Source organism: Sorangium sp. So ce145 (genome assembly GCF_051525985.1).
GTDB lineage: Bacteria > Myxococcota_A > Polyangia > Polyangiales > Polyangiaceae > Sorangium > Sorangium cellulosum_B.
In genome coordinates, this window is record NZ_CP150315.1 from 10,304,992 (window position 1) to 10,326,813 (window position 21,822).

Here is a 21,822-nt window from a genome sequence, read left to right on the forward strand (position 1 = left end):
CGAGGCCATCGTGGTATGGAACCGTGGACCGCTCGGCGCGCTCATTGCAGTACACGGCGGCCGCGATGATGACCCTCCGCGGCCGCCGCGCCGGCGATCGGCGGCGGCTTCAACGAGGGGCGGCGTCGAGCCGCATGTCTACGGGAGGACTTATGCAGGTGATCGTCGCGGGCGGTGGGATCGGCGGCCTGGCCGCGGCTCTGGCGCTGCACGGCTCGGGTCATGAGGTGACGGTGTTCGAGGCGGCGCCCACCATCCTGCCGCTCGGGGTCGGCATCAACCTCCTGCCCCACGCCGCCGAGGTGCTGGGCGAGCTGGGTCTTTTCGATGCCCTGTCGGCCCAGAGCGTGGCGACCCGCGAGCTCATCTATTTCAACCGCTTCGGCCAGCGCATCTGGGGCGAGCCCCGCGGCCGCTTCGCGGGTCATGCCACCCCGCAGCTCTCGCTCCACCGCGGCGCCCTCCAAGGCGTGCTGTTCGACGCCGCCGTCGAGCGGCTGGGCACAGGCCGGGTGCTCTGCGATCGGCGCCTCGCGGGCCACGAGCAGGGCGGGGGCCGCGTCGAGGCGCTCTTCCTCGATCGCGCGGGCGCGGCGTGGAAGGTCTCCGCCGATCTCCTGATCTGCGCCGACGGCATCCACTCGGCGGCGCGCGCCGGCCTCTATCCGGACGAGGGGCCGCCGATCTACGGCGGTCGCATCCTCTGGCGGGGGACCAGCCTGGCGGCGCCCTTCCTCACCGGCGCCAGCATGATCATCGCCGGGCATCAGGACCAGAAGTTCGTCGTCTATCCGATTTCCCCACCGGGGCCGGACGGCCGCCAGAGGATCAACTGGGCCGCCGATCTCGCGATCGCCAGGAGCCTGCGACGGGAGGACTGGAACCGGCGGGGCGACCCCGCGGACTTCCTGCCCAGGTTCGAGGACTGGCGCTTCGGCTGGCTGGATGTGCCCGGCCTGGTCCGGAGCGCCGAGGCGATCTACGAGTTCCCGCTGGTCGACCGCGATCCGCTGCCGCGCTGGAGCCATGGACGCATGACGCTGCTGGGCGACGCAGCCCATCCCATGTATCCGAACGGCTCCAACGGGGCGAGCCAGGCCATCCTGGACGCCCAGGCCCTGGTCCGCGCGCTCGACGCCCATGCCGATCCGGTGGAAGCGCTGGCCGCCTACGAGGCCGAGCGCCTGCCCGCCACCGCCGCCATCGTCGCGGCCAATCGCCGCAACGGTCCGGAGCAGTGCTTGCAGATCGCCTATGAGCGCGCGCCCAACGGCTTCGACCGCATCGAGGACGTCTTCGCCCCCGGCGAGCTGGAGGCCATCGCCGCCCGCTACAGGGTGCTGACCGGCCTGAAGCACGCCTCGGAGCCCCCCGTGCGCTGACGAGAGCGCTGACGAGAGCCCCCGGCACGCCCGAGATCCGCGAGAAGCCGGCTAACGTGCCAGCCCCTTGTCAGCGGCAACTCATCGGCCCCAATGAGGGCGCACGCTCCCACCGAATCAACCTACCTCGACGCAACGCGGCTGCGGAGGTGGTAGCGGAAGGGGAAGCGGGAACGGGCACGGGAACGGGCGTGGGAAGGCTTGGGCCCTGAGAACATCGGGGCTCTGCGTGGGGCTGCGTCTTGCCTGCCGGCCTTTGAAACCAATTGACGCGCGGCGAGCCCGGGAGTACGCCAAGCACGCCATGCCGTCTGTCCACCTGACGCGCCACCTCTACACCTTCTTTCCGCACCTCGAAGGTCAACACCTCATCGTCGAGGCGTCGACAGCAGGTGAGGTCGTCGCGGCCCTGGAGAAGCTCGCGCCCGGCATCGGCTTCTACATCTGCGACGAGCGCGGCCGCTTGCGGACGCACGTCAACATCTTCGTCGGCAAGCAGATGATCCGCGACCGCAAGGGACTCACGGACGCAGTCGCTGCCGACGACGAGGTCCATATTCTGCAGGCGTTGAGCGGAGGGTGAAATGGCAAGCCGTATCCTGGTAGGCACGCGAAAAGGCACGTTTATCGTCGAGAAAAAGAACGGCTCGTGGAAGCCGCGCCTCGCGGGCCACGCCGGCGGCGGCGTCAACTATGTCGCGCGCGATCCCTACACGGGCAAGCTCTGGGCGCTGCTCGGCTTCGGCCATTGGGGGGCCAAGCTGTCCGTCTCGACGGACGAAGGCGAGACCTGGAATGACAACCCCGCCCAGATCAAATATCCCGAGGGCGCTCGCTACATCGGCCAGGACATGTACGAAGACGCCGGCAGCGACTTCGGCGTCGGCATCAAGATCGTCACGCGCCCGGCCACGGTGCAAAAGCTCTGGATCATCGGCTTCGGCCCGGGCGGCGCGGTCTACGTGGGCACCATTCCGGGTGGCTTGTTCGTCAGCCGCGACGGCGGCGGCTCCTTCGAGCTCAACCGGCCGCTCTGGAACCACGAGTCACGCGGCGGCGACCTGTTCACAGGCGAGGGCAAAGGCGAGACGAAATGGTTTGGCACGCCGGCCTCCGAGGGTGGCGAGTTCGCCCCGGGCATTCACTCCATCGTGGTGGACCCGCGTGACCCGAAGCGAATGCTCGTCGCCGTGTCCACGGCGGGCGTCATCGAAACAGCGGACGGCGGAGAGACCTGGCAACCGCGCAACAACGGCATGCGGCTCGATCACACGCCCGAACCAGACGCCGAGTGGGGCCACGATACGCATTACATCGAGCAATGCGAGGGCGATCCCGACCATGTCTGGCAGCAGAATCACGTCGGGATCTACTACAGCAGCGACGGCGCCAAGAGCTGGCGCAAGGTGAGCCGTCCAGAGCAAGGCGTGCATTTCGGCTTCCCCATCACAGCGGACGCGAGGGACGGGCGCACGGCGTGGGTCGTCCCCGGGAAATCGGACCAGCAGCGAATCACCGTCGACGGCGCGCTCTTCGTGGCTCGCACGAAGGACGGCGGTGAGACCTGGGAGCAGCTCCGCAGGGGTTTGCCGCAAGAGCAAGCCTACGACGTCATCTACCGCCACGCGCTCGCCAACAAGGACGGCACCGTGGCATTCGGCACCACGACGGGCAATCTCTACGTGAGCGATGACGGCGGAGACGGCTGGACGACCGTCGCCAATAACCTGCCGCCGATCTATTCAGTACGCATGGCGTGATAGATCACAACATCAGCGCGAGCGCTTGCATCGATCCGCGGACCTGGCTACGTCATCGTCTCCGTGACTCCCGCCCCCTCGCCCTACGGTGTCCTAGGCCACCTCGACGTCCCCCTCGGCCTCGGCCTGCTCCGGCTGGCCACGGAGGGGCGCCCCTCAGAAGAGGACGCGACCGCCGTCATCCACGTTGCCCTCGATCGAGGCATACGCCTCCTCGACACCGCCGATTCTTACTGCCTCACCGACCGCGAGGCCCACTACGGCGAGCGCCTCGTCCGCAAGGCGCTCGACGCGTGGTCCGGCCCGCGCGACGACGTGCGTGTCATCACCAAGGCGGGCCTCACCCGACCCAAAGGGCGATGGGTCCCGGACGGCGGCCGCGACCACCTGCGCCGCACGGTCGAGGGCAGCCTGAAGGCGCTCGGCGTCTCGCGGATTTTCATGCTCCTCCTCCACGTGACCGACCCCAAGACCCCCCTCGAAGAGAGCCTCGCCGCTCTCGCCGAGCTCCAGAAAGAGGGCCTCGTCGAGCACCTCGGCCTCAGCAACACCTCCATCGCAGAGGTCCGCCAGGCCCAGCGGCACTTTCCGGTGCGGGCCATCCAGGAGGAGCTGAGCGTCCTCGATCGCGGCAGCGCAGCCCGAGGCCTCTTCGAGCTCGCCAAGCAAATGGGCATCCCGTTCCTCGCCCACCGGCCGCTCGGCGGTCACGCCAAGGTCGATAACCTCCTCAAGAACCGCGCGATCAAGCCCATCGCCGCGCGGCACAGCGTCACGTCCCAGGAGGCGGCCCTCGCGGCCCTGCTCGATCTCGGCCCCCCGGTCCTTCCCCTGTTCGGGGCGACCAGGCGGGAGAGCGTCGAGTCCTGCTTGCGCGCGCTCCGGATCCCCTTTGGCGCGCGCGATCGCGCCGACCTCTCGAAGACCAGCTTCGCGCCCACGGCCGATGTGCTGGCCTCGGTCGCGCCACCCGTGATCCCCGCCGGCCTGCGCAAGCTCGAGCCCGGAGAGGGCCCCGGCGATGCGCCCGAGGTGGTCGTGATCATGGGAATTCAAGGGGCAGGCAAATCGTCGGAGGTCGCCCGCTACACGGCCAAAGGGTACGCGCGCCTGAACCGCGATGAGCTCGGCGGCACGCTCGACGGCGTGGTCAAGAAGCTCGGAGAGCTGCTCTCCTCGGGGCAGACGCGGGTGGTCCTCGACAATACGTACGGCACGCGCGCGTCGCGCTATGCGGTGCTCCGGATGGCGCACGCGCACGGCGTGCCGGTCCGGTGCCGGTACCTGGCCACGCCCATCAACGAGGCCTACGCGAACGTCGTCCTCCGCGTCCTCGAGCGCTACGGCAAGCTGCTCGGGCCGGAGGACATGAAAGCGCTCGGCAAAGAGGATCCCAACCTGCCGCCGCCGCAGGCGCTCTCGCGGTGGGCTGCGAATTTCGAGGCGCCGCACGTGGATGAGGGCTTCTCGGTGGTCGAGGAGATCCCGTTTGCCCGGCGCGTCGATCCGCTCTTCACGGGCAAGGGCCTGCTCCTCGACGTAGACGGTACGCTGCGAACGACGAAGAGCGGCGAAATCTACCCGCGCGATCCCGACGACGTCGAGCTCCTGCCCGGTCGGCGCGCGGCCCTGGAGCGCTGGGTCAACGACGGATACACGCTCTTCTTCGTGTCGAACCAGAGCGGCATCTCGAAAGGATCGGTGACCGAAGAGGCTGTCCTGGCCGCGTTCTCGAGGACGATCGAGCTCCTCGGCCTGCCCGTGGCCGAGGTCGTGTACTGCCCGCACCCGGCGTTTCCGGTCGGCTGCTTCTGCCGCAAGCCCCTGCCGGGGCTCGGGATATCGCTGATCCAGCGCCACAAGCTCGCGCGCGAGCACCTGGTCATGGTCGGCGATATGGAGAGCGACCGGGAGTTCGCGCGAGCGCTCGGGGCGAAGTACATGACGGCCGAGGAGCTCTTCCCGGGCAAGTGAGCGCCCGCGATGAGCCGACTTCACGGCTCTTCCCAGGAGCGCTCGACCGCAGGCCGCTCCCGCTCGACGCGCCCGCTCCCCTCCTCCTGCCGGTCGCGGAACGGCGTCGACGCCGGCGGGAAGTCGCGGAGGCCGCGGCGGGCGGTGTAGTCGTAGCGGAGGAAGACCAACCCCGCGGCGCGCGGCGAGGTCTCGGCCAGGCTCGGGACGTCGAACAGGAACGTCCCTTCCACGCCGAGCGAGGCGCGGTGCCCGCGCGCGAGCCAGCTCCAGAACGTGAGCCCCGCGGTGAACGCGTCGCGCAGGAAGGCCTCGTCGCGCGTCTCGTTCACCGGCCGGTAGCTCGCGAGCCAGCCGAGCTGGATCCACGGCCACAGCCCCCGGCCGGGGAGCAGGTCGAGGTCGAGCGTCGCGTCGATGCGGTCGAGCTCCGACGGCGCCGGGCTCAGGCGCAGCGACGTGCCCGCCGTGACGAGCGCGTCGACGAACGGCCGGTACCGCAGGCGCGCCCCGAGCGAGGCCTGCGTGTCGTGCTTGGCGCCGTACAGCGTGTAGACGTCCTTGTCGGCGCCGATGAAGCCCCGCAGCGACTCGTCCACCATGAGCCACGTGAAGCCCGCCCACGGCGAGAGCGTGAGCCCGCCGAGCGGGATGGACCAGAACGCGGTCGCGCTCGCCCTGGCGCCCATGGCGTCGCTGGCGTCCGGCTGGAACACCACGCGGCCGCTCAGCGAGCCGCCGGGAACCCAGCCGCTCGAGCTCAGGTCGAAGCGCGCCTCCGCGCCGAAGCTCTCCGGCCCGTCGCGCAGGCGGCCGAACCCCGCGGCCGCGATCCAGGCGCGCCGCTCGATCAGCTCGCGGTGCACGTCGACGCCGAGCTCGAGGAAGCGGACCGGAAGACGGTGGTCCTCCTCGGCGAGCTCGCTGTCGGCGAGGCGCGCGTAGCCGCCGACGGAGAGGGGCCCCGGGTCCGGGTCCTCTCCCACCGGGGGTGCCGGACGAAGCAGCTCGTCCGCGGGCGCGATCGGCGCAGGGGGCGGCGGCGCGGGCGGCGGCACGCGCGGGCGGGGCGCGCCGTTCGCGACGGCGAGCTCGACGCGGAGCAGCGCCCGGCCGCCGGGCGAGGCGACGCGCAGCACGTGCGGGCCCTCGGGGAGGACGGCGACGCGGGACTCGACCTCGCCGCCGAGCCAGAAGAACGGCTCGCGCGTGACGCCCAGGCGGCGCGCGGCGCGGTCCTCGGAGGCGTCGAGCGCGAGCGTGCCCTCCTCCACCGCGCCGCCGCTCGACTCGCCGCCGGCACCGTCGAGCGGCGCCACCGAGAAGCGCAGCTGGCCAGAGGGCGCGGCCGCGGCGACCTCGGGATGGCAAGCCGGATCCCCGCCGTCCACGGGCGCGGCGCGCGCGCGGGGCGACGCGCACTCGTAGGCGGCGCGCGCGCGGATGCGCACCACGGTCGGGCCGACGAACGCGAGCTCCAGGGGGCGCGCGGGGTCGATGTCGTTCCAGGTCGACAGGACGCGGCCGGAGAAGGGCTGCGCCGCGCCGGCCGCGGTCGCGCGGATCCAGCCGAGGACGCTGCGGTCCGCCGGAGGCCGCGCCTCGATGCGGTGGCTGCCCCGCGGCACCTGCACGACGCAGCGGTCCGCCATCGGCGCGGGCGCCGCGGAGCACGCGACGGGCTCGCCGTCGAGCGCGATCGAGAACGCGCAGGGGGTCTCCTCTCGGTCGAGCGCCCGGCAGACGCCGTCGAGCACGATCGCGCCCGGCGCGGCGCGGTCGAGCCGGAACTCGGCGCGCGCGCCGTCGGTGATGAGGAGCGACGCCTCCGGCGCATCGACGAGCGCACGCCGCACCCGGACGCGGAGCGGCAGATCGCGATCGGCCCTCGCCCGGATCTCGAGCGTGGCCGTGCCGGCCGTGGCGTCGGCGCGCGGCGGCACGGCCCAGCCGGTCACCGGGGCCAGCCGCGCGAGGGAGGCCGGCGGGAGCTGGACAGGCGGAGGCGCGGCGCCGGCGGGAGGAGCCACGGCCGGGCCCTGCGCGGCGCTCCCCGAGGCCGCGGGCGCGGCGCCTCGCTGACCGGCGGAGGCCTCGCGGGCGGCCTCCTGGACGGCGAGCTCGGCGAGCACGAGGGCGCGCAGCGTGAGCCGTCGATCGGGCGCCGGGGCGGCGGAAGCCACGTCGGTGGCCAGGTTCGCGGCCCGGGCGAGCGCCGCGGAGGAGCGGTGGGCGAGCCCGATCCGGGTGAAGGCGTCGGCGGCGAGCTGCACCTCGCCGGAGCGCTCGGCAAGGAGGCCGAGCAGCAGCGCGTCCGCGCCCGAGCTGTCGCCTGCAGGACCCGCGAGCAGCGCGACGCCGCGCCGCGGATCGACGCCGGCGCGCGCGTCGCGCGCCGCCGCGAGCGGCGCGCGGTCGTCGGGCAGCGGGAGCGGCGGCACGCGCGCGGGCAGGCCGAGCGGGACCGCCACCGGGCTGCCCGGCGGCAGGGTCAAGGCGATGCTCGACGGCGCGCCCGCGGTCGACGCGCCGGGCAGATGCGCCGCGTCCCAGGGATCCTCCTCGGCGGGGCGGTCGAGCGCGGCGAGGGCCGGGAAGCCGAGGGCGTCGAGCGCCGCGGCGCGCTGCGCGTGGAGCGCGGCGCGGGCAGGTGAGGGCGCGGCGCGGAGGGCGCGCGTGGCGCCCCGGATCTGCTCGAGGGTGCCGTCGACGGGCGCGCCGTCCGGCGGGCGCACCGGCGTGACGGCGCGCGGGGCGCCGGGCGCGGCGGGGTGCAGGCGCACCGAGGCGCGGAGCAGCGTCGGCGCATCGGTCTCGACGCGCAGCTCGTGCGCGCCGGCGGGGACCGGGACCTCGATCGAGCCCGTGGCGCCGGCGCGCACCCAGGCCTCGTGGACGGCGGCGCCAGCGCGCACGCGGAGCACGCGCGCGGGACCGTCGGCCGGGGGCGGCGCGCCTCGCGCTCCGGGCGCCAGCGCCGCTGCTCCGGGCGCCGGCGCAGCGGCGCCTTGCGCTCCAGGCGACGGCGCAGCGGCGCCTTGCGCTCCAGGCGACGACGCAGCGGCGCCTTGCGCTCCAGGCGACGGCGCAGCGGCGCCTTGCGCTCCGGACGCCAGCGCCGCCTCGCCCGCCACGGCGGGCGGCGCGAGGACGACGCGGGCCAGCGTGGCGCGCTCCGGGTCGGGGAGCACGAAGGTCGCGGAGCCGTCGACCCAGGCCCACTGCACGATCTCGCGCAGCGAAGCGCACGGCGCGCGCCCGCTGCGCGGGATGCGCGCGAGCACCGGCGGAGCGCCCGCCGGCCGCTGGAACGTGCGCGCCCCGGGCGCCACGGCGACGACCGACGTGAGCCCGGCGCCGCCGTGCACCGCGGCCGGCGCGCCGTCGATGAGCACCGGCGACTCGGGGACCACCTGGCTCGAGGCGCTCCGCAGGAGCACCCGCGCGTGGGCCCCCGGCGGCGCTTCGACGTCGATCTGCGCGCGCGCGGCGTCGAGGAGCGTCCAGCGGAGCCCGGACCCCGCGTCCACCTCGCAGAAGCCGTCCGCGGCGGCGCGCCCCGGTGCGCCGCCTCCCGCCGGCGGCAGCGCGTCGCGAGGCGGCGCGATCGCGCTCCACGCGGCCACGCCGTCGGGGAGGTCGAGCGCGTCCCACGGGGCCTCGCGCGCCCAGGCGGTGCGCGCGAGCGGCGCCGCGCTCTCGACGTCGCCATGGCCGAGCGCGTAACGCTCCGCGAGCGGCGCCCCCGCTGGCCGGCGGCCGTCGCTCGGCGGCGACAGCGCCGCGCCCAGCGCGGACACGGCCGCGACGTCGTCCGGGTGCGCGCGGCCTCCGGCGGGCTCGCGCGGCGCCGCGGCCCCGGGCCGAGCAGGCCCGGACCAGGGCGCATCCGCGGCGCCCGGCTCCGCGTGCGCCGCGGCGAGCCGCGCGAGGATGGCGCGCTGGAGCGACGTGGCGCCCGCCGCCGCGCGGCCCTGCGCCGCCGCATCACCACCTTGCGCCGCGACCAAGGCCTGCGCCGCCGTGTAGGCTTGCGCCGCGCGCGCGAACGCCGCGCCGGAGGAGGGCGCCCACCGCACCGACTCGGCGAGGAGGAGCGCCCGGAGCGGCGGCGGCACGGCCGGCCGCGCGGCGAGGTCGAGCGCGGCCTTCGCGGCGTCCGGCGCGGCGGCCCGGTCTGCGGCGGCGAGGAGCCGCGGCGCCTCGGCGTGGACCGGCGCGCGATCGCCGTCGCCGGCCTGATCGCGCCGCGCCGCGCGATCGAGCAGGGCGGCGCGGTCGCGCTGCGGCGTGAGGAGCTCGGCGACGCTGGCGCGTTGCTGGTAGCCGCTGGCGGCGACGGCGAGCTCCCCCTCGACGACGTCGACGGTCGCCGCGCGCGCATCGACCGGCAGCGGCACCCGGATCCACCGCGGCTCGCTCCAGCGCGCGGCGTCCGCGAGGCGCGACCCGGTGCGAACGACGAGCTCCCGGACGACGGCGCCGCCGGCGCGCACCACGACGCGCGTGGTCCCGTAGGTGCGCGCCCGGAGGGCGATGCGCAGCACGTCCGCGCCGGGCGCGCGGAGCTCGAGCCGCGCCCCGGCGCCGAGCGAGCGCCATGGCGTGGCGCGCTCGACGGTCGGGAGATCGGAGCCTTCGCGGCCTCCGCGCAGCTCGACGCCGCGCGCCACGAAGTACGGCTCGACGAGCGGCCGGAGGAGCAGGGACTCCTCGAGATAGCGCGCGGTGAGCCATGCGGCCGCGGCCGGGGCGAGGCGCGCGGAGGGCGCGCCCGCCGCGGCCGGGGCGGAGAGCGCCGCGCGCGCGGCGTCGACCCAGCGGAGCAGCGCGGCCGCCTCGCCCGGCGCAGTGGCCGGCGCGGGCGCGCGGCCGCCGAGCCATGCGGCGACGTCCTCGTCGAGGCGGTACCAGGCCAGCGGCGCGCGCTCCCGTGCGGCGACCCGCACGGCGACCGGCGTGCCCCCGGCGCCGCGCGCGGCGGCCGCGCGCACGACGACGAAGCGCGCGCTCGACCACGTCGGGACCGCGAAATCGCGCGCGCCGGCCCTGGCGGGAGGCAGCGGCATCCAGGTGATCACATCGGGCACGCTCCCGACGCCGGAGCCGAGGCCGATCCCCGCGACGTCGCCCCGCACTTCCAGCCGGTCGCCTGGCTCCACGGGCACGAGGAGCAGCTGCCCTGCGGCGAGCGCGACGGGCGCGGCGGGGTCGGCCGCCACGGGCGCGGCGCGCGCCTCGTCTGGAGCGGGAGCGCCCTGCTGCGGGCCGTTGCTCCACAGCGCGACGCGGACGCTCTCGGGCGCGACCCAGGCGAGCGGCTCGGCGGCGGCCGCTTCGCGGGCGCCAGAGGCGCCGAAGGCGAGCACGAGCGCCGCGGCGAGCAGCGCGCGGCGGGCGGCGGCCCCGAGGAAGGCGTCGAGATCCACGGCGATTACCCTTGCACCATGCCCGCTTACGCCCCGCGCCGTGATCTACCGGGCTACCCGATTTCCGGGTTCGAGCGCAAGCGCGCGATCGGCGAGGGGGCCCGCGTTCCCGGGCACCGGTCCGACCGCCCACAGGACACCGGAAACGCTCGCGGCCGACCGGTCCTACCGCCTCCGGGACACCGGAAACGCTCCCGGCCGGCCGGTCTTACCGCCCCGGGCGCACCGGAAACGCTTCCTGAAAGCCACCGAGTCGACGGCACCACAGGCCTCGGTGCCGCCGTCGTGTCGCCGCCCCTACTCGTCCCGCGCGCAGCGGAAACCGTAGAAAGACAGCGCCCTCTCCGGAAGCTCGCCGATACGGTACGTCGGACTGAGCGTCTCCTCGGTGTGCGAGAACGCCCCTCCGCGGGAGCCCCTCCCGAAGCCTCCGTCGGTCAGCGCCGCGCAGTTGGTGCACGTCCCCGTCAGATCGGCGTGGTAATCGAGGACCCACTCGAACAAGCTGCCCGCCAGATCCGCCTGCTCCCATCTCCCGTCGCCCGCAGGGGATTTCGACCCGACGGACGGGATCGGGCACACCGTCGTCGTGGTATCGCAGTCGAACACCGCCAGATCCTGGCTCGGGGCCTCGTCTCCCCACGGATAGGCGCGGTGATCGTTCCCCCCGACAGCGGCGTAGTTCCACTCCGCCTCCGTGGGCAGCCGGCCCTCGTCCCAAGCACAGAACGCGAACGCGAGATACCAGCTCACGCAGTTGATCGGCGCGGCCTCGTTGCCGGCGGGCTCATCGGTCCACGTCCGGAAGTTGGAGTCGCATTGCAGCGAGGCCCGCAGCTCGTCCTGCCCCGCGGGCAGGCTCGCATCCCACGCCGGGTCCCAGCCGCTGCCCTGGATGAGCGGATGAGCGCCCACTCCCGCCTTCGGCCTGGTCGCCGGATAGCCCGCGACGAACTGCCGGAACCGGCCTACCGTCGCCTCGAAGCGATCGAGCTGGAAATCGGCGACCGTGGCAGGATAACGCACGTCGTTCAGGCGGTTGAACTGGCCGCCCACCACCTCGCCCGCCGCGCAGCAGCTCTCGTCGGCCGCCGGACCGCAGGTGGGCGCGACCTGCTCGCAGTGCGGCACGACGAAGACGTCGGGCTCCACGTCAGGGATGCACGCGCCCGCCGCGGCCAGCGGGATCGCCAGCGCGGCAAGAGGCCTGAAGACCACCACGCGGTTGCTCTCGCCCATGCGCATCAGAAGCTCCCGGAGATGCTGGCGCCAGCGCCGGACGGCGCGATCCAGGGGACCGCGACGGCCGCCGGCGCGGGCGCCGCCTCGTCGCCCGGCCGGACGATCCCATAGACCGCCACCCCCATCGCGACGAGCCCCGCGGCGCCCAGGCCGACGAAGAGCCCGAAATCGCGGTTCTTGCGCGCATTGTCGGCCGCGAAGTCATAGCCGGGGTCGCAGTACGTCCCGCCCGGGACCTCGCGGCAGTTCTCGCGCAATGCGCTGATCGCGGAGAGGTCGTCGATCAGGAACCCGACCGACGCGCCGGCGAGCGCGATCCCGGCGGCTCCGGAGATCCAGGCCCAGGCCGGGGTGCCCCCGCCTCGCGCTTCGTCCGCCTTGGCGGGCAGCGTCGCGGCGCTGGCCGCGGCCGCGGCCGCGGGTCGCAGCGTGAGCTCGACCGTCGTCGTCTCGCCCTCCGCGAGCGTGATCGAGCGGGTCTCTGCCTCGTGCCCGGGCGCGCTCGCGCGGATCTCGTGCGGGCCGGGATCCACCGGCAGGGGCTCTCCGAGCGCCGCTACCGGGAGCGCCGTGCCGTCGCGCAGCACCTCCATGCCGGTGGGCGCGCCCTTGACCACGATCACGAGCTTCGGTACGCGCGGCTCGAGGGCCGCGATCCCCTTGTTCGCGACCTCCTCCAGGCTCCGCCGCCGCTGCTCCCCGGCCGTCTCGCGGTTCAGGACGAGGGCCCGATGGTAATCGTGCCAGGCCGTCGCGAGCTTGCCCTCGCGCTCGCGGCAACGCGCGATGTTGATCTGGGTGCTCGCCGAGGGGTTGAGCGCGAGGCTCGCCTCGAACTTCGGGCACCCCGCCGCGTCGTCCCCCTTGTCGACGAGCGCGCGCGCGGCCTTGAAGAGCGCCTCCGCGGCCACCGGGTCGCGCGGCGGCTCCTGCGCGTGCGCCGCCGCGCCCCCGAGCGCGACCGCGACGGCAGACGCGAGGCCGGCGAAGGCGCGCGCGACTCGCGCGCGGCTGGCACCGCGGCGGGTGTCGGCGAGGCGAAGGATGGGCACCGCAACAAGGCATTTCCCGAGCGGGCTCGTCGTCGTTTCCGCCATGTGTGCTCGTTCCGCTGCTGCGAGCCGCGGGGGCGCGCGGGGAGACCCTACAACAAAAAAGGCGCACGACCAACCCATCAATGAGCGAGCGCATGGTTCGGCTTGACCAGGAGAGCCCCTTCCAATGCGATCCGCACCGCTCGACGTAGCTCCCACGTGGCTGTGCGGCGCGCGGTGCGTGCACACCGAGACCGGGCGGACTTCGGCAGCTGCGACCATCGCGACAACGGAGGCGTGCGCGAGCCGCGCACCGTGCCATTTCGTTCCCGTCGGCGATAAACGCTTTCAGATAACCCACTTGGCTCCGCACCTGCATGGATTACCGGGCCCGAGGGCCTCCCGCTGCGCTATCAGGCGAGCTCTTCCGCCGGAAGAACGCCTGGCCATCTGCTGCGAGCAGCCGCCGGCCGAGCGCTCAGCCGACGCGGTTGCTCTCGGCAGGCCGGTCGCCCGCCCTTGAGCCGGGTGCCGGCTCAGTTTGACTTCGGCGACACCGCACCGGCAAGAGCCGCTGGCGCCGCCCGCTTCGCATGGCCGGCTCAGCCCCGAGAACCGCTGGCCCGCGGGACTCATGTGCTGTAGGCTCTGCCACAAGGGCGCCGGAATGATCACCCGCATCGAGATAGACGGGTTCAAGTCTTTTCAGGGCTTCGCCCTCGATCTCGAGCCGTTCTCCGTTCTGATCGGCCCGAACGGAGCCGGAAAATCGAACCTGCTCGACGCGCTCTCGCTGCTTGCGCGGCTCGCGGGCAGCCCGCTCGCCGCAGCCGTCGGAGAGGGGAGAGGGCGGATCCGCGAGCAGTTCCGTCGCCGGGACGAAGAGCCGACCACGACGGTCGAACGCGGCTTCGGTGCCCTCGCCAGCATGGCGCTCGCGATCGAGGTGATCCTGCCGCGTTCCGCGGTGAGGGTCGGCCTGCGCGACGTACCGCTCCAGGCGACGCGGCTCCGTTATGAGGTGAACATCGAGCTTCAGCAGCTCAGCTCCATGAGAGAGCGTCTGACGGTCGTTCGCGAGGTGCTGCGGTCGATGACGTCGGATGAGGATGCATGGCTGAGGCGCCATCCAGCCTTTGCGTCGCGCCTACGCCATGGAGATGGCGGCGCGCTCGTGGAGTACGAGCGGGCTCTGACCGTGGCGGATCCGAGCGCGTCCCAGTTCTCGATGACAGCGACCGTGCAGTACGTTCCCGAGGCAACGTTTCTCTCGGAGCCGGAGATGCAGGCTCGCTCGCCGCACCTGCGCGCCGTCGCCGAGGAGCTCAGCGGCCTGCGCGTCCTGCACCTGGAAGCCCAACGGATCCGCGAGCCGAGCGAGCCTGGCGCACCAGCGAGGCTCTCAACGGACGGCGCCAACCTGGCGGCTACGCTGGCGGCGCAGAGCCCCGGCGCGATCGCCGAGATCCGGGCGGACGTTGCGAGCCTCGTACCTGGAGTCCGCACCTTCGAGGTCGTCGTCGAGGGCGACACGCTCGTCGTGCAGATGGAAACGTCCGATGGCCAGCGCCTCCCCTCGCGTGTCCTCTCCGACGGGACGCTGCGCATCCTGGCGCTCTCGACAGCGCTCCGTGCAGACGCATCGAGCGCGTTGATCGCGATCGAAGAGCCGGAGAACGGGCTCCACCCTGCGCGCGTACGGACGCTCATCGAGCGGATCCTGGAGGCGACGCAGCGCCCGGTCGCCAGCGACACCGAATCGGCTGCCGCTGGCACTGCGCAGGTGCTGATCACCAGCCACTCTCCAGTCGTCCTCGCGGCCCTGATGGATCACCCGGAGTGCATCATGGCGCTCGACCTGGTACGGCTGGGCAGCGGGCTCCGGCATACACGGGTACGCAGGGTTGCGCCTGTCGGTGTCATCGATCGCGAACAGTACATCTCCACAGCAGAGCTCCGGCGCATTTTGGAGACAGCCAGCCCCGCGGAGCTCGCGGAGGCATGACGTATCTGTGTGCAGGGCTCTTCGCCGAGGGGAAAACCGACTATGCGTTGCTACTGCCGCTCCTCGATCAGCTGATCCCCGCGCTCGCCGCCAAGGTGCTTCCCGAGGTTCCCATGATCGGCCCGAGCGTGGGCATCGACGCCCCGGCCCGCACGTCACGGCGGCGCGACGTCCGGATCGCGGCCTCCATTCGCGCGTATTGGGAGCAATGTACGCTCTTCGTCATCCACTCGGATGGATCGGGCGATTCCGAGCGGACACAGCGCGAGCAGATCGAGCCGGGGCTGGAGCTGGCCCGGGCAGAGTTTGCCGATCTGGCGGCCGCAGCGTGCGTTCCTGTGCGCGAGATCGAGGCATGGCTCCTCGTCGACGCGCTGCCGTTCCAGAAGCTGCTGCCGCCGATGTCGCCGCTTCTGCTACCGGCGGATCCAGAGAGCGTGCTCGATCCAAAGCGTGCGCTGGAAGAGGTCCTCACAGCGAGCGGCGGCGGTCGCCTCTGCGGTGCCGATCTCTACGATTTCTTCGGCGCCAACATCGACCCTCGGACGCTACGCCGACTGCCCGCGTTCCGCCGGTTCGAGGAGCAGCTCGCCGAGGCGATTCTCGCGGCTGCGCGGCCTCGATTCGCGCACACCTGATCGAGCCACGAGCGGTACGACAGCCACTGCCGACGTCCCTGGAAGACGCACTCTCCAGATCGCCTTGAACGTAACGCCCCAATACGCAGCGTCTCACGGGGTGCGGCAGCCGAGCGCTACGGCGCCGCCCGCTCCTCCTCACGGATCGTCCTCCACCCACAGCCGCGGCCCGTCGTCCCGCCCCGGCGCCTTCTGCCCGACCAGCACCGCCCCCACCCAGACCGCCTTCGCCGGCTCCCCCGTATCGCCCGGCTGCGGCCCCAGCAGCGACAGCCTCACCACCCGCTCCCCCGGCGAAAGGTCGTCGCCCAGCCGGATCACCGCGCGCCCCACCCCGTCCGTGCCGCGCTTCTCCGTCGCCGCCTCCCACAGCGTCGCGCGCGTCAGGTCGCCGCCGCGGCCCGCCAGCACGCCTTCCGGGATCGTCACCCGCCGGAAGAACGCCGCCTCCCGCGACGCCGGCTTCGCCCCCTCGAGCCGGTACCGGATCCGATAGTCCGCGTTCTCCCCGGGCGTCACCACGAACAGCACCAGGTGCAGCGTCTCGCCCGCCTCCTGCTCGAACTCGTACGTCATCGGCCGGCCGCGCGTCAGCTCGAACACGTCGCGCCGGCGCACGATCGCCCCGCCGTTCGCCGGCGGCGCGTCCGTGTACGCCACCCCCGTCTCGCCCAGCCCCTCGACCTCGATCCGCCGCGCGCCCGCGGGCGCCGCCACCCGGAGCGACCCCGACAGCGCCACGATCGGCTCCTTCAGCGCCACCTCGCCGTCCACGCGCACCGCCACCTCCTTGCCCAGCGACGCGCGCGCGGCCCGGTAGATCACCGACAGCCGCCCGGCCCGCGCCCCCGCCCCGTCCACCCGCACGTCCTTCGCCACGAGCAGCGGCGTCCACGCGTCACCCGGCGACGGCTCCCCCGCCGACTGCCACGCCGGCATCAGCAGCCGACGGCGCACCGGCGCGTGCTCCGGGACGAGCACCCGCTCCGGCCGATCCGCGTTCGACCTCCCGCCCTCCCCCGCCCGCTCGATCCGCACCTGCTCGCGCAGATCCGAGAAGCGCTCCTTCCGCTCCAGATCGTCGAGGTTGAGCGCCCGCACGTCCGTCCACGTGCTCACGTCGAACGGCGCGTAGCGCCACGTCTCGTCCTCGGCCAGCGTGACCCGGTACGGCAGCCGGTACAGCGTCTCGTTCACGCCCGGCTCGATCGCGCGCAGCCGCAGGCGCGTCCTCGCGTCGCCCGTGATCTCGATCCGCTCCACCCCCGCCGGCGGCCGGAGGATCGCGAGCCGCGGCTCGGACGCGTCGAACCCCTCGTTCCACCACTCGAACCGCGATCGCGGGAGCGTCACCTTGAGCTCGGCCCGCTCCGACGGCCCAGGACCCCACCGCGCCACCACCGTCGCGTCGCCCTGGTTCGCGCCCCCGCTCGCGTCGATCTCGGTCCGGATCAGCAGCCCGAGGAGCTCTTGCCCGGGCGCCATCCGCGCGATCACCGGGTCGCTCGGATCCAGCGCCAGGTAGCGCACGATCCGCACGTCCGGCGGCGTCTGCAGCCGCGCCGGAGCCGCCTCCGCTCGCGCCGCGGGCGGCTCCGCGGCAGTCCCCGGCGGGAGCGCCTCCGGCGCGGCGCCGGGGCCGCCCGCGCCCGCGGGCGAGGGCATCGCCGGGTGGACGATCTCGCCGATCTGCTGCATCGCCTGCGCCTCCGGCGCGCCGAACCGCACGCCGAAATCCGGGCCGACGCCGTCGATCACCACCGTCCGGATGTCCTCCCGCAGGAGCCGCACGGTGGCCCTCCCGAGCGGGCCGAGCTCGACGCTCGCGGACCCGCTCGCGCCGTCGGCGACCCGCACCGCGCGGCCCGGCGGGCCCTCGATGTCGAGCGACAGCGGGCCGCGGAAGTTCAGCGCGGCCGCGCGGCGCTCGCCGATCACGAACTCGGACGCGCCGCGCCCCTCGGCGCGCGGGTAAGGCATCCGGAACCGCCGCAAGAGAAGGCGCGACATGTCGTAGTCGATCCCCTCGCGGCCCCCCGCCTCGAGCCGCCGCGCCCAGCCACGGAGCAGCTCCTTGCGCGCCGGCTCCGGCAGGTCGGCGAAGCCGAGCGCCGACGTCCGGAGCCCGAGCTGCCGCCGCTCCTCCGCGTCGAGGCTCTGCTCGTAGACCGCGCGCGACGCCTCGCTGCGCTGGTAGCGCCCCTCCAGCCGGGACAGGATCGTCAGCTCGCTCGGCACGCGCGCGCCGTCGCCGCCGTCGCTCCCCACCGCGGGCTTCGCCCGGAGCCGCACCTGCCCGCCCTGCGGGAGCACGTCGTGCGTGATGAGCAGCGTCGAGCGCGGATCCGTCACCGCGCCCCCGCCGCTCGCGAGCCGCGCCGCGTACTCGCCCTCGCCGAGCGGGCGATCCGGATCGCAGCTGACCCGGCTCTCCAGATCGATCGCGTGCCGCGCGACCTCCTCCCCGCGCTCGTTCACGAACGCCGCGACGAACCCGTACGGGTAACGCCGCGCCGAGTCGCAGGCGTCGGTCCTCACGCTCCCCCAGGTCGTCACCTCCACCGCGTCGATCTCGGCCGGGACCTTGATCACGAGGTCCCGCTCCGGCTCGATGTGGTAGGCGAGGATCTCGTCCTCGGCCGGCAGCGCGCTGCCCAGCGGCGGCGCGCTCGACAGCTGCGAGAGCGCGAACGCCGTCACCCCGAGCAGCGCCATCGCGATCAGCCATCGCGGGTTCAGCGCCCTGCGCGGCGCGCCGTCGCGGGCACGGAACCCCGCCGTCGCCAGGCGCGCCCGCGACGGCGGCCGCGCCGCCGCGCTCCCACGCGGCGCGGCCGCCTCGTGGCCCCCCGGCGCGCGGCGCTTCGCCGGGGCGGTCACGGGGCCCCCTGCTGCGGCGCCGCCCCGGGCCCGGCCGCCTCGACCCGGAGCGCGCTCGTGCCGACGGTGACCGCGCGCCGCAGCCGCGAACCGCCGGGCACGGCCGCGCCCGGCACCGCGACGAGCGCGCCGTCGATCGGCAGCAGCTGCGCCTCCCCCGGCCGCGCCGCGATGACCCACGGGCGCCCCGTGATCACGTCGCGCCCGATCTCCACATGGCACTGCGCCTCGCGCCGCGGCGCGGCCGGCGCGCTCCCGCGCAGCGCGGCCGCCGCCGCGGCGCGCGCCGCGGCCGCCAGCCCTGCCCGAGGCGCCAACGCCACCGCTGCCCGCGACGCGTCCGACCCGGCCCGCGACGCGTCCGCCACCGCCGCCCGCGTCGCGTCCGCCTTCGCCGGCCCGGCCGTCGGCGCCGCCTGCGTCGCGAAGTGCGCCCTCAGGTAATACGGGTTCCGCTCGGTCGTGTAGCGCCGGAAGGGCTCCATCGCAGCGGAGAGATCGCACGCCGCTGTCACACCCCGGGTCGGGCAGAGCTCGTCCCCGCTCGCGCCTGCGCCGGCGCTCCCCGCGCACGACGCGAGCGCCTGAGCGCGCGCGGCCACGTCGAGCGGCTCGGGCGTCACGCCGAGCCGCGCGAGCCGCGCCTCGAGGCGCGTCTCCCCCTGCCCCGGCTCGACGAAGCGCCGGAGCTCGAAGAAGCGCCGGACCGCGCTGCCCATGTACACGATCGCGAACCGCCCCTCGGCGAACCGCTTCGCGTAGGCCATCGCCATGTCCGTCGCTCCGCTGAACGGCACCTGCTCGCGCGTACCGTCGAAGATCCCCACGCGCAGCTCGAGATCGCGCAGCGTCTCCAGCAGCGGCCCCGCGAACGTCGGCACGTGCCCCGGCCGCACGACCTCGTACCCGAACGAGACCACCGCGTCCCGCTCGTAGGTCCGATCCGCCTCGATCGCCTGCACCGACAGCGCGTTGCCGCCGTCCCCGACCCAGACCTCGTGCGCCCGCTGAAAGTAGCTGCGCAGCCCCTCGGCGCGCCGCACGTCGGCGGCCCCGCCCGGCTCCGCCGTGGGCACCGCCCCGGCGAGCAGCAGCGACTGCGCCGAGAGCGCGTCGGCGAGCGCGAGCCCCGCGCCGAACACCCCGATCTGCCACCGCGGCGCGGGCACCTCGACGAGCATCGCGCCCGTCAGCGGCGACCTGACCGCCTCCGTCGAGGGCGGCGCGGGCAAGATGGCGCTTGTCGACGCCGCAGGCGGCGACGCCGACGCATGCGCCAGCACGAGCCACGCCGGGTTCCCGCGCCGCTCCGGGCCGCCCTCGGCCGGCCCGGGCTCCGCGATGCCCCACGCCGCCGGCGCCGCGTCGGTGCCGCCGATGCGCACCTCGCGGAAGCCGAGGCGCCCGAGGATCGCCCGCTCCCACGCGGTCGGCGGCGCCGCGCCGGATGCGCCGCCGGGGCGCGTCGCCGCCGCGATCAGCCGCGGCGCCACCACGGCGTCGAACAGCCTGAGCTCCTCGAGCGACGGCGGGCGGAAGCGGCCCGGCTGGACCTCCGTCAAGGACACCATCCGCTTCGCGAGCTCCTCCTCCAGCGTCCCGGTCCAGCGCACGGCCTCCGGAGCGCCGAGCGAGCGCGCGCCGACCGCCTCGGCGACCTCGCGCGGCACGTGCAAGCGCGGCGCGTCGCCGAGGGGCGTGGACGGCTCCGCCGCCGGGCGGAACGTCATCGCTGTCTCGGCGCCGAGCCCCAGGCCGATCGACACGACGGGCAGCCCCGCCGGCGAGCCGACCACGCTGAGCTCCGGCCCGTCGCCGCCGCCCGGCTCGACGAGCAGCACCTGGGGGCTCTCCATCGCGTCGATCATCGCGGCCACGAACGCCTCGTCGTGGCGGCGGATCGCCCCGTGGCGCGACAGGAGCACGACCCCGGCCGCGTCGAGCAGCTCCGCGACCCGGAGCGCCACCGCCGGCAGCGCCGAGCCGAGCTCGGTGGGCGCGGCCAGCACCAGCCACTCGGGCGCGGGCGCGGACATCGCGCTCCGGCCGACGCGCTTGCGGATCGCCGCCCGCGGCGCGCTCGGCGTGTCGTCCGGATCGTCGAACCGCGGGCTCAGCACGTACCACGGCCGCTCGCCGTCGCCCTCCCGCGCCACCGACACCCGCGCGCGCTCCGCCGCGCCGAGCAGCTCGTCCGCCGGCTGCCCGTCGCGCAGCACGCCGCGCGCGAGCCGGTGGGCGATCCGCCGCGACTCGATGTCGGCGGCGATCGCGGCCGCCCTCGGACGCGGGCCGGGCCGGGGCGCCGTGTCCGCCAGCACGAGCGACAGCGCGGCGCTCTCGATGCGCGGCAGCGGCCTCGCCGCGGCCGCGGGCGGCGGCGGCGCGCCGCCCCAGCCGAGCGCCACGAGCGCGTAACCGACGCCGTTGCCGACGAGGAACGCGGTGAACGACACCTGGATCGTCGGCATGATCACGATGCCGACGTGCTCCTTGTTCCACATCTTCACGGCGAGCAGGCTCGGGAGCAGGTAACCGAAGCCGAAGTAGTCGACCATCTGCAGCCCCGGCGCGTACCGCACCATGGCGAAGCCGATCGCCATCTTCACGAGGAAGCCGAGCACGTACACGAAGATCATCCGCCGCGGCCCCACGAGCAGCATCCGGGAGAACGGGCGGACCGAGGTGATCCAGCGCGAGAGGTAGAAGACGACCAGCGCCTCGATCGTCGTCGTGAGCAGCTTCGTCGGCTCGTACCACGCCACGGCGAGCAGGCCGGGCACGAGGATGCCGTTGTAGTCCCACCCGTAGCGGACGTTGTTGCGCGCGCCGAGCAGCGCGCCGATGACCAGGATGATGTGGGCCTTCGGCAGCTCGAGGAACTCGAGCGACAGGCTCTCGTTGAGCACCTGGAAGCGCGAGACCGAGAGGTTCGTCGTCCGGAGCAGCACGCCGAGCACGAGCGCCGTCAGCGCCGTGACGACCGCGAGCCGCGGCGCCGCGCGCAAGAAGCCGCTGTTCCAGAAGGCGTTCGCGATGAGCGGCACCAGCACGAGCCCGATGCTGTAGAGCTCCCGCGAGTGCACGAAGTCGTAGCGCGCCGAGACCTCGGGCACGACGAAGCCCTCGACGAAGAGCCGCACGATCACCGCGCCGACGATGAACAGGTAGAACCGCTCGCGCCCGAACGCCGTGGACCACGCGCCCGTCCGGGTGATCCAGCGGCCGATCAGCGCGACGAACAGGTACGTCACGATCGACTCCGCGACGATGAACACCGCGGTGACCGGGGCCGCGAAGAACACCGTCGCGAGGTAGCCGGGCACGACGAGCCCCGCGTACGTCCAGCCGAGCGTCTCGGTGAAGAACGTCCCGAAGACGAGGCCGATCAGGACCGCGGTGTGGAGGCTCCGATCGAGCCCGTTCGGTGGAAAGAGCGGCAGGTTCTCGAGCATGCGGCGGGGCGGCGGCGGCGGGG

11 protein-coding genes are annotated in these 21,822 nt (G+C 74.1%); 6 read left to right on the forward strand and 5 right to left on the reverse strand.

The window, feature by feature from the left end; genetic code table 11:
- Window positions 1-152 precede the first annotated feature (152 nt).
- The 4 genes from WMF34_RS38300 to WMF34_RS38315 all read left to right on the forward strand — a co-directional run bounded on the left by WMF34_RS38300 (window position 153) and on the right by WMF34_RS38315 (window position 5,116).
- A complete protein-coding gene (locus WMF34_RS38300; RefSeq protein ID WP_437990897.1) occupies window positions 153-1,382 on the forward strand; it encodes a flavin-dependent oxidoreductase in 1,230 nt (409 codons plus the stop codon).
- A 229-nt stretch (window positions 1,383-1,611) separates the two neighbouring features.
- A complete protein-coding gene (locus tag WMF34_RS38305; protein WP_012240134.1) occupies window positions 1,612-1,965 on the forward strand; it encodes a MoaD/ThiS family protein in 354 nt (117 codons plus the stop codon).
- A gap of 1 nt (window position 1,966) precedes the next feature.
- Entirely contained in the window at window positions 1,967-3,142 is a 1,176-nt protein-coding gene (locus WMF34_RS38310) for a WD40/YVTN/BNR-like repeat-containing protein (protein WP_437990898.1), read from the forward strand.
- A 63-nt stretch (window positions 3,143-3,205) separates the two neighbouring features.
- Window positions 3,206-5,116, forward strand: a complete 1,911-nt coding sequence (locus tag WMF34_RS38315; RefSeq protein ID WP_437990899.1) for an aldo/keto reductase — start codon at window positions 3,206-3,208, stop codon at window positions 5,114-5,116.
- Between the two features lie 20 nt (window positions 5,117-5,136).
- Here the strand turns inward: WMF34_RS38315 and WMF34_RS38320 are convergent, their stop codons facing one another.
- From WMF34_RS38320 to WMF34_RS38330, 3 genes are all read right to left on the reverse strand, one after another.
- A complete protein-coding gene (locus WMF34_RS38320; RefSeq protein WP_437990900.1) occupies window positions 5,137-10,545 on the reverse strand; it encodes a hypothetical protein in 5,409 nt (1,802 codons plus the stop codon).
- A gap of 297 nt (window positions 10,546-10,842) precedes the next feature.
- A complete protein-coding gene (locus WMF34_RS38325; RefSeq protein WP_437990901.1) occupies window positions 10,843-11,784 on the reverse strand; it encodes a formylglycine-generating enzyme family protein in 942 nt (313 codons plus the stop codon).
- A gap of 5 nt (window positions 11,785-11,789) precedes the next feature.
- Window positions 11,790-12,884, reverse strand: a complete 1,095-nt coding sequence (locus tag WMF34_RS38330; RefSeq protein ID WP_437990902.1) for a PEGA domain-containing protein — start codon at window positions 12,882-12,884, stop codon at window positions 11,790-11,792.
- Window positions 12,885-13,488: 604 nt separating this feature from the next.
- Between WMF34_RS38330 and WMF34_RS38335 the strand changes: the two genes are divergently transcribed.
- Window positions 13,489-14,826: an AAA family ATPase gene (locus WMF34_RS38335; protein ID WP_044966822.1), complete on the forward strand. Its 1,338-nt coding sequence runs from the start codon at window positions 13,489-13,491 to the stop codon at window positions 14,824-14,826.
- Window positions 14,827-14,939: 113 nt separating this feature from the next.
- Window positions 14,940-15,464 (forward strand): hypothetical protein, encoded by a 525-nt coding sequence (locus WMF34_RS38340; RefSeq protein WP_338055639.1) that lies wholly within the window; start codon window positions 14,940-14,942, stop codon window positions 15,462-15,464.
- Between the two features lie 138 nt (window positions 15,465-15,602).
- On the opposite strand, the gene WMF34_RS38345 is transcribed toward WMF34_RS38340, so the two are convergent.
- Together WMF34_RS38345 and WMF34_RS38350 are read right to left on the reverse strand one after the other, a co-directional pair.
- On the reverse strand, window positions 15,603-18,344 hold the full coding sequence (locus WMF34_RS38345) for a hypothetical protein (RefSeq protein ID WP_437990903.1): 2,742 nt from the start codon (window positions 18,342-18,344) through the stop codon (window positions 15,603-15,605).
- Entirely contained in the window at window positions 18,341-21,799 is a 3,459-nt protein-coding gene (locus tag WMF34_RS38350; protein WP_437990904.1) for a poly-gamma-glutamate biosynthesis protein PgsC/CapC, read from the reverse strand. Before WMF34_RS38350 ends, WMF34_RS38345 begins: the two co-directional genes overlap by 4 nt.
- Between the last annotated feature and the right edge of the window lie 23 nt (window positions 21,800-21,822).